The organism is Psittacicella hinzii, from assembly GCF_003585885.1.
Classification (GTDB): Bacteria; Pseudomonadota; Gammaproteobacteria; order Enterobacterales; family Psittacicellaceae; genus Psittacicella.
In genome coordinates this window covers 1-13,056 of sequence record NZ_NRHC01000079.1, presented here as the reverse complement: position 1 = coordinate 13,056, position 13,056 = coordinate 1, and the positions used below count along the sequence as shown (strand labels likewise).

General features: G+C 35.9%; 7 protein-coding genes. 3 read left to right on the top strand and 4 right to left on the bottom strand.

Going from position 1 to position 13,056, the window contains the following annotated elements; genetic code table 11:
* Positions 1-811 precede the first annotated feature (811 nt).
* The gene (gene ybaK / locus CKF54_RS06150; protein ID WP_119525489.1) at positions 812-1,285 is read left to right on the top strand and encodes a Cys-tRNA(Pro) deacylase; all 474 of its coding nucleotides are present in this window, start codon (positions 812-814) and stop codon (positions 1,283-1,285) included.
* A gap of 641 nt (positions 1,286-1,926) precedes the next feature.
* On the opposite strand, the gene CKF54_RS06145 is transcribed toward ybaK, so the two are convergent.
* A complete protein-coding gene (locus CKF54_RS06145) occupies positions 1,927-2,460 on the bottom strand; it encodes a hypothetical protein (RefSeq protein ID WP_119525488.1) in 534 nt (177 codons plus the stop codon).
* Between the two features lie 199 nt (positions 2,461-2,659).
* On the opposite strand from CKF54_RS06145, the gene CKF54_RS06140 reads away from it, so the two are divergent.
* Positions 2,660-7,750: a helicase C-terminal domain-containing protein gene (locus CKF54_RS06140; protein ID WP_119525487.1), complete on the top strand. Its 5,091-nt coding sequence runs from the start codon at positions 2,660-2,662 to the stop codon at positions 7,748-7,750.
* A 97-nt stretch (positions 7,751-7,847) separates the two neighbouring features.
* Here CKF54_RS06140 and CKF54_RS06135 read toward each other — a convergent pair whose 3' ends face one another.
* The gene (locus tag CKF54_RS06135) at positions 7,848-9,230 is read right to left on the bottom strand and encodes an SIR2 family protein (RefSeq protein WP_119525486.1); all 1,383 of its coding nucleotides are present in this window, start codon (positions 9,228-9,230) and stop codon (positions 7,848-7,850) included.
* A 623-nt stretch (positions 9,231-9,853) separates the two neighbouring features.
* On the opposite strand from CKF54_RS06135, the gene CKF54_RS06130 reads away from it, so the two are divergent.
* Positions 9,854-11,056 carry a restriction endonuclease subunit S gene (locus tag CKF54_RS06130; protein WP_119525485.1) on the top strand — a complete coding sequence of 401 codons (1,203 nt, stop codon included), beginning with the start codon at positions 9,854-9,856 and terminating at the stop codon, positions 11,054-11,056.
* Between the two features lie 29 nt (positions 11,057-11,085).
* Here the strand turns inward: CKF54_RS06130 and CKF54_RS06125 are convergent, their stop codons facing one another.
* Both CKF54_RS06125 and CKF54_RS06120 read right to left on the bottom strand, forming a co-directional pair.
* Entirely contained in the window at positions 11,086-12,264 is a 1,179-nt protein-coding gene (locus tag CKF54_RS06125) for an AI-2E family transporter (RefSeq protein ID WP_119525484.1), read from the bottom strand.
* A gap of 32 nt (positions 12,265-12,296) precedes the next feature.
* Positions 12,297-12,836, bottom strand: coding sequence for a hypothetical protein (locus CKF54_RS06120; protein WP_119525483.1), 540 nt, complete (start codon positions 12,834-12,836; stop codon positions 12,297-12,299).
* Between the last annotated feature and the right edge of the window lie 220 nt (positions 12,837-13,056).

Here is a 13,056-nt window from a genome sequence, read left to right as displayed (position 1 = left end):
ATTGACCATAGGACTATGGTGCTTTTATTTGTGAGAGAGGTTACAACAAGCAATTTAGCAATTTGCAATTTATCAATTTAGCAATCAAGATGTTGTCACCATCTCGTATCTCTATTTAGCTTCATTTTATCATGGGCAATGACGTTTCCCTCGACTCGCAAAATAAAAAAGTAAAATAATTTTTTACCATCATCGTGATGGACTTGTACCTAAAAATTAAATAGTTACCTCTCCTAACTGGTACCTAAATGTAAGAACTTTTGACCAAGATGGTTAACTAATTTTACTCAAATTAACCCCTCTTTAAAAAGCACATTTTCAACAAAACAAAACCATCTTTTACAAAAACCTTAGATGATGTCTAAATTTTTTCTAAAAACATTCACTTTTTACTACAACCCAAACAGCCAATTTGCCCCCTGAAGGTTGTACCTATTTTGTAAACTTCTTTAACGCCAAACCTCCTCAAATCCTCCTCAATTTTGCAAATTAGCTTAACCATTTTGCTGTAAAAGTTTACTAAATCACGAGTCCCTAATTTGCATAAAGACTTACTAAATTAGTCTGATATTAAGCAAATTTACTTCAAGAGTTACAAGTAAATTTAACTAAGTTTGAAGTTTATTGATGGGAATTTAAGCTTAATTTAAGCTAGAGGCAAAAGCAAATTTCCTCTTAGCCTAAAGGACAATTTGAGTTAAGTGAGTTAAGTACAAATGAAAATAACACTGGCAATCTAACCTAACTACCAGATTTTACTGCCCAGCTTCAAACTAATAGGAGTATACTAAGAGGCAAAGGAGTTTAAATCATGACACCAGCTATCAATCTTCTCAAGAAAAACAAAATTAACTTTGAAGTACTAACTTACGATCATGATCCCAACAATACTAACTTTGGGCAAGAAGCAGTAGACAAGCTTGGCTTACCTGCTTCACAAGTTTTTAAAACGCTACTAGTCTCATTAAATGGACAAGAAAAAGACTTAGCGGTTGTAGTCTTACCTATTGCCAATATGCTTAACTTAAAGAAAGCTGCCAAAGCTTTACAAGTAAAAAAAGTTGAAATGGCAAATAAAGACATTGCCCAAAAGGTTACCGGCTACTTAGTTGGTGGGATTTCACCTCTAGGACAAAAGAAAGCTCTACCAACTATTATTGACGCTTCAGCACAGTCTCTATCAACGCTTTACTGCTCTGGCGGTAAACGTGGTTGTGATGTTGCCGTAGCACCTGCTGATTTAGCTAAGCTTACACGTGCGAGTTTTGCTGATATAGTTGAGTAAAACTGTAATACCTTTGCGGATACAGCTGAGAAAAACTTAACTACCAACTAGAATTTAGCAACTAGCAACCTGCAATTGAACAATATCTGCATATAAGCATAGGTTGAGTTATTGAACATAGTTTTGTTGCAACAACTAACCAGTGTAAAAATGTAAATAGGTAGAAGCAAGAAGATCAGGAGATAACTACTAGGTAGATACTTGGCAGTTATCTCCTGATCTTTCTCATAAGAACCATAAAAGGATATACCATGTAAGAGACCAAAAGACCAAGAGACCAAAAGACCAAAAGACATAAGGCACACAAGAAACAGCTTAAACAAAATTTTAAGCAATAAAAAATGCCGTAGAGGGTACTACGGCGTAGAAAGATTCGGTATTGTCAATATCAAGAGTGATCTTCATTTACTCTTGCAACCTTTGATTTGGATTAGCTCTTTAACCTTCCCCAAACACTTCTTAGTTCAAAGTTTTTTAACTTCAATCTATTTCCCATTTTCCTCTTACTCATCTCAGCTAGAGTAAAAGTTCCAAATAAAATCAAAGCCTCTAAACCTCAAAACCCAAGAAAATATCTAAGGAATTACAAAGAGTTATAAACTTCCTCAAAGATTGTACTATTATTTTAACACAAAGTTATGTTATTTAGAGAAAATTATCCCAATTACCTTACCAAGGAATCTAATCTCTGGTTGTAATAGTTTACGAGCTGGGTAATTACCACGCTCAACAATGTACTCTAGCGCATGCTTACCTTGCTTAACTACAGCTAGCACATTACTTTCGCTTACTTTACCTTGGTGTAAAATTTCAAATGCATATAAGCCTTCACCGGTAAAGTTACGATGTGCATCAATTAGCAGCACATCTCCCTCTTTAGCATGTGGAGCTAGCTCTTGCCCAAATACTTCTAAAAGTAAAGTACGATGTTTTTTGTAAGTAGCAAAGTTCTCTACTAGCGGTTTAAAACCAGCATAGTTAGATAAATCAATTGCTTGTCCGTTATCATCAACTAGCACATTAGCTTTAGCTTGCTTGTTTACTGCTTTTGTTGCTTGTGCAGTTTGGGTTGCTTGCTCTTGAGTAGCTTGCGATGCTTGCTCTTGTGCTGACGTATTTGCTTGCTCTTGCGCGCTTTTATTTGTTGACACAGTATCCTCTTTCACTTTTGTCATATCTAAAAATCGAAATAAATTAAAACTGAAACTTTTGCTAAACCTACCTATCAAAGTCTCAACCTTATAATTTTATCATTCTTTTGTGAAAAGTCGATAAATTTAGTAAAATATACTTAACTAGTAGGCATGCCACTAGAACGGAAGAGTAAATGCCAACGAAACTCTTAATAAAAAAAGACCATTGAGGATATAAATTATGACTCTGAGATCAAGAGTACAAGCTTTCTTTGTCCTCCTCGCTCGCCTTGAAGGCGATAAGTATCGTTACCGTCCTGAGCAAGTAGAGCTCTCTTGCGCTATTGCTAACCTCATCGAACAAGACGGCGTGACCAGTGACAAAGATTCACGTGTGCAACAACACATGTTGCACGAGATTGCTCTGCAAAACAAACTCAACCTCAAACAAGCGCAAGAAGTTTTTAATCTCTCGCAATACTTTGAGAAAACTTTAAGCTTCGCGCAAGACCTAGCGTTTAAGTTAGTGAGTTTAGAGCACGAAGATATTATTACCAATGCTGATGAAAGTGAAGAAGATCTAGAAGACCTCCAAGAAGAGCTAATGAGCCATGAGCTCCATTTGCTCAACGACAAACTCTTTATCGACTCTTTACGCCAGCAAGTTATCGCCCAGTGCCTCGAAAGCCTCAGCGATGCCGACCTCCCAGAATACCAACACCTTTTTAGTGAGATCAACCTCCCCGCAACTAAAAAATCTCACTCTAAAGGTAAAGAGAATGAACTTAATATAATTCCTGCAGAGGAAATTTATTTACTTGCTTACAAAGCTTTACTAAATACTTGTTACTCTAAGAAAAAACCAAACAAAAAGAACTTAAAATCCCAAGTCGAGCAATTACTTAGTAGCAAAAAGCTCTATGAGCTTTCTGATCGTAAGTTCTTTGATAAACTGTACGACGAACTAGAGGCAAAAGTTGAAAGATTTGATTTTCCTTCAATTAACCTAGAACAACAAAGTAACAACCGTATTGTAAAAATCGCAATTAAAGCCTTTACTAATCTCTGGCAAACCGGTCTCAAACAAGACCTCAATACCCTAATTCGTGAAGCGCCAACCGGTACAGGTAAGTCTCTTGCTTACCTAGTACCAATTTTGATGGCAAACCGCCATGCCGTGATTGCCACTTACATGAAGTCTTTGCAAGAGCAATTAAACCGTGAAGTTCCCGGTTTAATTATCTTACTTAAAAAGATCCAACGTAAAGCTGCCTTACTGCAAGAGCAAATTGACGTTAAACTCAAAGAGCTTCCGGAAAAACAAGCGATTGAGCATCGTCAGACTATTGCACGAAATCGTCAAGAGCTTGAAGCTCAACTTGCCAAAGGGCAAGTCGTGCAAGATCCAATGCAAGTTGACCTACGTGCCCTTGATTTAGTTTGGGATCTCTCTCACCTAGACAATAGTAAATTCTTGGTGTTAAAAGGGCAAACCAACTACTTGTGCCCTCGTGCTTTACATTACTTTATTGAACCCCAACGTCCTGACATTCCTTTACCTAGTCAAGACGAACCTTTTGCGTTCTTACCGGACTACTATGTTCGTAACTATAGCTTTGGTAACAAGGAAGTCTTGGTAAAATCACAATCTAACCGTGCAATCATTACCGAAGGACGTGAAGTAAAACTTCCTCTGTTACTGCTTAACAACCTCTACGACTGGTATAACTCTACCAATGACTATACCAAGTTAGATTTTGAAAACATTCCCCGCCAATTACGTATTAGCGAGGAGCAAAGAGCGTTACTCTTCTTAAACCGTAAAGAGTGTAGTTTTAACTCCTGTGCTTTTGCTCATGCTTGTCCGTACTTAAAAGTACGTCAACAGGCGCAAAGTGCAAGAATTATTGTGGCTAACCACCACGTACTTCTCTCTGCAGTTGAAGCTGAGATCCTTGACCAAAATGAACGTATCATTGTTGTCGATGAGGCTCACAACTTACCTCAAGTTCTCATTAACTCTTCAGAAAACCGCTTTAGTCCGGAAGAGATGACTAATCTTCTAACTGACATTCAACGCGATTTTAACGATGGAGAACTTAGTTTAAGTCAAGATGACTTATATGCTCTGCAAGCAGAGCATGAACGCTCACTTGAAGAATCTCTTGAGCTTTACCTTGATAGTAAAACTATTGCGGCTACTCAAGCTTTTGCGCAAAACAGTCCAGCTTACTTACCAGGACGAGACTACTTGCCAGTAGTCTGGTTTTTAGAGCAAGAGATAGCGCATTTGTATCAGGGGTATAGCAATAAGCAAGCTTATGCAACAATTGATTACTTTGCTACTTATTTGCAACAAAGTTTAACTTACCAAGCAAATAATGATACCCTTCTCTTTAAAAACAATTTGGCTATCTGGGCAAAGGATAATCTATTACCAACTTTATTTGCCCAATTTGCCGAGTATGACAATCAACCTCATCTCAGCAATTTAAAAAAAGCTAGTCAATTTGCTAGTTTAAGCGCTTTAACTTTTGCTCACAATAGTGAGATCGCAGTGGCTTGCCAGAGCACAAGCTCTAGTCAAGGTAATGGCGAGCAAACAGCAAATGGAGTTGCAAATAGTGTAGCAACCAAAGGCAAAGTAAAAGAACTTACAGCTAAACAACAAGCACAAGCTGCTCAAATTAAAAGCCAAAGCCCAGAGCAAGTTAAACAAGAACAAGTTCAAGAGGGACAAGAAGCTTCTCTAAGCAATGCCTATCAACTGGCAAAAGAGTTAGGCATGCTAGTCGAGCTTGATGAGCAAGATCTCGCGGACGAGACTACAAACTCTCAAGCTGGAACAAGACTAGAAACTACCAGCCAAAATGCAAGTGATCACAGCACAAGTATACACAACGCAAATACAAATAACGCAAGCGGACAAAACAAAGAAGCCTCCTCACAAGCATCAACCTTTACTAAGTCCAAAGAGTTTACCCTTTGGTTAAACCCGCTCAACTTACCTTTATATGCCGAATCCCTAACTAAACGTAGTAATACGGTTAAAGGTAGCACCAGCAGTACAAGTACTAACTACAAGGTTGAACGTCAGGATCAGTTACTGACTCTTGAGCGTGATGGCTCTGTAGCTGCAAGTAGTGAAAGTAGTAGCAAAGGCAAATTAACTTTTGTTAAACGTGAGCGCCTCAATCCAGCTTATCAAGCACAATTAGATGGACGTGAACTAAGCCAAGAGCTCTTTGCTGAAGGTCGTGCTTTACTTGAAAAGAAAAAGCTCCAAGCTTTACAAGAGCTAGCGCAAATGCGTCTGCAACAATGGCAGAAGTATTATCAGCCACTTGAGCAACAACTTGCTGACTTTGCGAGCTATCGCAAAGCTTGTCAACAAGTAGAGCAAGACTTCTTTGCCCAACTTGAAGCTCAAGAGCAAACTAAAGGTAAAACTCCTCTACAAGGAGAGAAAGCTCTTGCCCAACTTGGACAAACTAGTAAACGCTTAGCAGAGGCTCTAGCTCTCTACCGTGAGCAACCGTCAATAGCTCTCAATCCAGCTTTAGCAGAGTTGCAAAGCTGTCTTGAAGCGGTTCAAGTTCCTGCTTCTCTAGCTGAACTCAAGTTAAATCCTTTATTACTTGAAGGACGTTATAAAACTTTAGAGAATGATCTAAAACTGCTTAAACAGGCTAAACCTCTAGCTTTTACGCAAGTAGCTGGCAAGTCCTTTAGCAAAGCTGAACTTGAAAGCTTACGCAGTCTCTTTAATCTGGGGCTACAAAAACAACTCAAAGGTCTCAATGTTGAATTTGAGATTCTCAAGCATAGTATTCGTAACCTCAATGAGTGTATTCAGTATATTGCGCAAAACATTCACTACAAAGAAGTGAAGAAAAATAACGTCAATTACCTCAATTACACTACTAAAGAATACTGCTGGCATGAGCTTGCCCATAACCCACATTTTATGGCAATGCCGACCAAGGAGCAATTAATCTATCGTCAACTACGTGACGAAACAGATCTATCAATTACTCCAGCATGGCATAGCAAGAACTTCTTGTTACCAAAACAAACTAACTTCTGGAAAAAGGTCGAACCTCAAGTAAGCCCTTGGACAATAGTTTGTCAAATCAAGAGTCGCTTATACCGCTTAGTAGCTCTCTTTGCTCCAGCACTGCGCCATAAAATCAATGAACTGCAAAGTTCATTATCTGATGACAAGTCTTCAAAAAACAAAGCAGAGAATGCTCGTTTAGCTAAAGACATCAATGATTATGAAAATAAACTTGAGTCTTTACTACTTCTTAATGAGCTCTTTGAGTTCCTAAGTTTAAACACAGGCTTTACTGACTACCGTGGAGAGAACTACGCTTATGTTTTTGTGGACATCAATCCACACTCACCACGTATTAACTTCCACCTCAAACGCTTAAAAGCTGACCAAGCTTTTAACAATCTGAGGGTTAAGTTAGCAAAAAGTAAGTGGGTACTTACTTCAGCGACTTTAAGTATTGGACAAGACTGTACGCGTTACTGTCAAACTCTAGGAATTAAGTACGCTGATGTCGGAATTGTGGCTTCACCATTTAGACACCACAAGCGTGCTTACTTCTATGTGCAACAAGGTAGTCGTCAAACAGTAACCTCTGATACCGTTGAACTTATTTACAATAACCAAGGGCGTTGCCTCTGGTTATGTACTTCAAACCATCGTGTTCGTCAAGTAAGTAAAGAACTGCAAAATCAACTCGACCATAAAATCGAGCAAGACATTGAAGCCGAATACTTACGTAAAAACCAACTCCCAACTAAAACAGAAAAAGCTCGCGAGTTAGAAAAACGCCGTTTTAAAGTGCTTTTCCAAGATCGCGAGATAAGTAACAACTTCTTAGTTGAGAGTTTACGTGATGATGAGAAGACTATTGTTGTAGCTACTCGTTCTTTCTGGGAGGGGGTAGATATTAAAGGGGATAAGCTTTCGTTACTCATCCTTGATAAATATCCGAACCCACAGTTAAATGCTTACTATAATACCTTGAGTAATATCTACCAACCAGGTTATTACTTTGATAACTACTATAACCCAGATGGGTATATAGTATTTAAACAAGGAATTGGTCGTTTAATTCGTTCTGAAGAAGACTTTGGTTTAATTATGTTGCTTGATCCACAAAAAAGTAACTACTTACAAAAGATCATGCCATATGATTATCCAAACTATGTTTTAGACTTCCAAGGAAATCTTCCGCAAGCGTTGAAGTTCTTAGCAGAGCAAAAAGAAATTTATGAAGCTAACGTCAAAGAACGTGAGGCGCAAGCTAAAGATTAAGGTATAGCTGTAACTTTAGCTGTAGCTAAGATAATGATTAAACTAAAATGCAAGAAGTTTTTACTTCTTGCATTTTTAGTTTTTACATTCTTCATTATCAATTGATTAGTTCTTCCATGTAACCATTAAACTCACCAAAAGTTGAATCTACAAACATTATGCGTTCATCTTTAGAATTACACATGTACTGTAACAATAATTCTTTCATTTCTGGATTAATAGAACTCTGCTTCTCTAATAAGTTTGGAGCAACAACAATGACTGATAAATCTTCATTTTTTTCTAAAGATCGCTTAATCACAGAATTGATATGCTTATCATTAAAACCAAAACCTATACATATTAAAACAGAGTTAGATATAGACAAACTATCTTTAAAGTAATCCATCATTTCATTATATGGAGAGTCATTTGTCTCTTCATATTTGTCCTTGCTCGGACATACTATTAGAGGGGTGATATTTGAATTTGTTTCAAACCTCGAAAGATCAACTTTTGAATCTTTAAAAATCTCTCCTTTATCGTTTTTATACCAATTTACAGACCCATGAATTTTATATAAGTATATTACGTCTTCAGCTCTAACAATATTTCCATTTATAGACTTTCTTTTATTATAGAAATCAAGGTTGTAAATATTGTGAGGAGAAAATCTATGTGGAGGAAAAACTTTGAAACCATCCAATACTATAAATTCATTCTTAGAGGCTGCTACTTCAATAGCCATATCATAATTGGTTGTAAAGACTTTCAATCTTTCATTGTCATCTTTATCTTTCTGTCTATAAGAACACAATTTACGCAGAAAATTAGTATGAGCTCTCCAATTCTCTTCAGGAACCTTATCTACAAAGTTAGTTAATCTTATTATCTCCTTAACAATATAGTCCTTAAAAGTTTTGACATAATGTAAAAAATCAGCTTTTGAAGTTCTAAATTGACAATAACCATTGCATAATGAAAGAAAATCTTCTATATTTAAAATTTTGTCATCTTTGTACTCCATTTCTAATATTTCGCATATATCTTTTATGGTGACAACTTTTTCAAACTCTTCTGTTTTATGTAAATACTCCCACTTAGTAGCAGCTATCCATAAATCAGTCATGCTAGGAGCTAAAAAATTATATTCTGAAGTCTCATCTTGGGTGGAGTTATTTAAAGACATTGACATACCAGAACCAGCCAAGACCACAACATTATTCAATTGAAATTTGTCATGCAAATATCTACTTAACAGTTTTTTACCATTATTGCTTCTACGCAGTTTTTCATCATCTTCTTTAGACATAGAATAATCTTGTCCATCTAACGAAAAATGTACTACTTTATCTATCCATTCTGGACTTCTAAAAGAAGCTCTATAAACTGGTAATATTTCAACTTGTGGGTCAAGTTCAATTTTATTGTCTCTAACAAAATCATCTATGTTATTGTATTTACCTGAAGATAAACGGGGTGAATTAAATAAAATTTTCATAAATGCCTCGTGTAAAATACTTACTAAATATTTATATATTCAATACATCAAAACAGTCTTTAATAAATGACTAATTTAAATAGTTTGCACCTATATAGTATAAATGTATTTATTTGATATCTATAAATTGATAAACATTACAACTGATAAAAATATTTAGCAATTTTATATATAAAAGTTTTTACGTACGATCAGCATGAACTAGATAAATTCATATACTTCAACTAACAATCTATACAAACTTGTTAACTATCTAAAGGTTGATTATCATTAACCTGTCCAACAATACTGGATCATAGGTTTAAAAATCAATAACTTAAATAACGTGCTTCAAGCCTCATCTACCAATAGCAATTGAATTAGACGTTTTTGGAATAGACATTTAAACAGCAAAACATTGTAGATTAGCACACTAATAACCTTATATATTACTAGTAGAAATGTAAGTGAATACTATTCTTACTGAACTTTTTTAGCTTTTCGTATACTAAAATTTTGAAGTTGTAACTTAACGACTCTTTTATCGTATAATAGAAAGTTGTGACCTAGGTTTCTTATTTGCATGACAAATGAGAAATCATTAACCAGAAGTTAATCTTTCTCAAACGTTTCAATTATTTGTTATGCAAATTCCTAAACTGTCTTTTACTAAAGATAATTCACCTTTAACCCACACTACTTTAAAAGAAATAGCAGACTTCTCTTTAATTTCCCTTCCTTCTAATAAGTACTTTTTAGATGAAGGAAAATATAGCATTGTAACCATAGCTGCCATTGGTCTAGATGGTAGATTAAAGAAGTTAGGCTTCTTTGCAGATGATGATCGAGCTCTACTAAAAAGCAATGACATAGTTATAAGCTTATCAGGTTCTTGTGGAAGAACTGCATTTGTTATGGAAGACAATGCCTTTGTAGTAAATCAACGTGTTGGAACTATTCGTATTAAGGATACAAATAAAGTAGATCCTTACTATATCCACACACAATTTAGTACTCACAGAATACTCAAATACCTATATGTGCACTCTCAAGGTACTGCACAAGCAAATATTTCAAAACCAGCTATAGAAAATACTCCACTTATCTTGCATAGTTTTGAGGAGCAACAAAAAATATCTAAGCTATTTAGAGATATTGATGAATTATTAATCTTGAATCAACGCTATATTGAAAAGTGTCATAAATTAAAAGAAGCTCTCATTCAAAGATTATACTTACCTAATCTTGAAGAAAAACATCCAAAAGTTAGATTTAAAGGATTTACGGAAGACTGGTTAGTTGCCCCGTTAAAAAACTTATCAACTATAAATCCTAAAGGTCCTAAAGTTCCAGATCGTTTCATCTATATAGACCTCGAAGCGGTAAAAGGAACTCTTCTTCTAAAAGAACGTATCGAATATAAAGAAACAGCTCCTTCACGTGCTCAACGTGTTGCTCAAAAAAATGATATCTTCTTTCAATTAGTAAGAACTTATCAAAAGAACAATTACTTTTTTGAAAAAGACAGTGAAGTTCCTTATGTATTCTCTACAGGATATGGACAAATAAGAGTTAATCCAGAACATGATCCATACTTTATATTTACAGCTTTACAAAGTTTTGACGCTGTGAAGAGAATTGTTGTTGAAAGCAACGGTACTGCTTATCCTGCAATCAATGCCACTAACCTATCTAAAATAAAAATAGGTTACTCGCCAAATATTGAAGAGCAGAAAAAAATCTCTAAGCTAATTAAAACTGTAGATCATTTAATTGGCGCTCGTACTAAACAATTCAATGATTTACGTACCCTTAAAAGAGGTTTACTTCAACAATTATTTGTTTAGTTGAAAATCAGGCATGAAAAAAGACGCGTTTAATCGCGTCTTTTTTCTTTTTCTGCTTTCTTATCAGCTTTCTTATCAGCTAGTAAAGCTAAAGCTTGCTCACGCACCACTTTGTGTGCGCTAACTGCTTCTTCAGCATCTTTATAACGAATTGGTTCTCCTTCCATCATTATCGCTAGTTTTTGATAATGAGGGCTCATTGAAAGCAGAATTCGAATTGTAGTTGTTAATGGAATTGCCATTAACATCCCTATCGGACCTAGGATTATTGCCCAGAATAATACACTTAACCAAACTATTGTATTTGAAAGGTTCAAGTGTTTCGACATGTAACGTGGTTCAATTACGTTCCCCGTAACAAAGTGCACCACAACAATTGCTGCAGTAAATCCAAAAGCTTGCCCTAAAGTGTTTAACATAAACGCTTGTAAAATCATTGGCGCTGAAACGATAAACACTCCAACATTTGGAATAAAGTTAAAACCAAAGGTCAAGATTGCCCACATAAAACCAAACTGCACATTAAAGATAATGCAGATTACAAGCACGGTAAACGAAGTTAAACAAGAGATTAAAAACTTCTTGTTGATATACGTAGCTACCGCGTTAAACATAGAGTAAACGTTTTGAATACTTTTTGGACGATCTTCAAGAACGGTATTGAGGCGGTACTGCCAGAAATCAATGTCGATTAAGATAAACACCAGCGTCAGAATAACAATTACTGAACCTGACATAAATCCGGTTACACTGTACCAAACTTTTTTCATTAGTTCAGCAACAATTGACGGGTCTATCTTACTGGTAATAAAGCTCGTAATACTGTTACGATCGGTAAACTCAATTCCCAGTCTATCCAGCAGAGGTTGCGTAAAAGTATGTAAACTATTTATCTTCGAAACAAATTGTTGTGCCGTTGTTTCAAAATTAGCAATGAACTGATTGATTGTACTATTAACAATGAGTACGATCAAAGTAAGCACTGATAAGAACACGGCAAAAATCGTAATTAACGACAGAAAGAACGGAAAGCGTAAACGGTGCACCAAAAAGTTAATCATCGGGCGTAACACTATCGCAAACACCACCGATATTAACAACATATTCACAAAATCATCAAAAACATACTTTACTAAACAGCAAAGAGCCACAAATAAAGTTACGTTCAACAAATGATTTGGACGCGGTTGATTTAAAGAACTATTCATAGGGAGTTAAAAATATCTCTAGCTAAACAAGCTTACCAACGACGACGCCAGAAAGGATCGTACGAATTTGAGTTTACACTAACTTCAAGACCAATCTTAGCACCGTTAAAGAGGTAAGTCGCTCCAGTTCCCATTACCGTAGTGGTAAAGTTATCACTTGAGTAAATTCCATGACGACCAGTAACAGCCCCCATATACACATATGGCGCATAGCTAACTTTGTTGTTATTGTGATCGTACTTTAACATATTGCCCAGATTGTAATTGACATAATAGCCATAGTCAATTGAGTCAAGGTAAGAGTAACGTTGGTAATAAGCGTTATTTGTGCGAATAAAGTTTAACGGAACCTGTTTATTTTGTTTTGGTGCAAAAGTAGTTACTTTTTGTCCATTTTTACCATTGGTATAAACTGTAGTTGTTCCATTAAAACCAGAAGTAATTATTGTTGTGCTTCCTGGAGCGGTAAAACTACTACCATTTACCGAACCTGGCTGTAAGGTTAAAGGTAAACTAGGATTAGCGCAAGCCACCGCAGGAACCATTGCGAGTAAAATTGCTTTAGCCCACATAAATCTCTCCTTGGAAAAAGTGTTGTTCACTAATATCTTACCATATTTACCCACCAAGCACTTTAACAAGAGTTTGACTTAAAGACTCAGAAGACTCTGAAGACTCTGAAAACTTAGAAGACACTGAAGACAGAGAATACGGAGACAACTCTGAAGCTTATGATAACTGTAAAAACTATGAGGACTCTTGGCTAGCCCTCTTAAATAGGGATTCCCGAAC

Coding starts and splice junctions, on each gene's coding strand:
- ybaK (WP_119525489.1), top strand. CDS start 812: ATGACACCAGCTATCAATCTTCTCAAGAAAAACAAAATTAACTTTGAA.
- CKF54_RS06145 (WP_119525488.1), bottom strand. CDS start 2,460: ATGACAAAAGTGAAAGAGGATACTGTGTCAACAAATAAAAGCGCGCAA.
- CKF54_RS06140 (WP_119525487.1), top strand. CDS start 2,660: ATGACTCTGAGATCAAGAGTACAAGCTTTCTTTGTCCTCCTCGCTCGC.
- CKF54_RS06135 (WP_119525486.1), bottom strand. CDS start 9,230: ATGAAAATTTTATTTAATTCACCCCGTTTATCTTCAGGTAAATACAAT.
- CKF54_RS06130 (WP_119525485.1), top strand. CDS start 9,854: ATGCAAATTCCTAAACTGTCTTTTACTAAAGATAATTCACCTTTAACC.
- CKF54_RS06125 (WP_119525484.1), bottom strand. CDS start 12,264: ATGAATAGTTCTTTAAATCAACCGCGTCCAAATCATTTGTTGAACGTA.
- CKF54_RS06120 (WP_119525483.1), bottom strand. CDS start 12,836: ATGTGGGCTAAAGCAATTTTACTCGCAATGGTTCCTGCGGTGGCTTGC.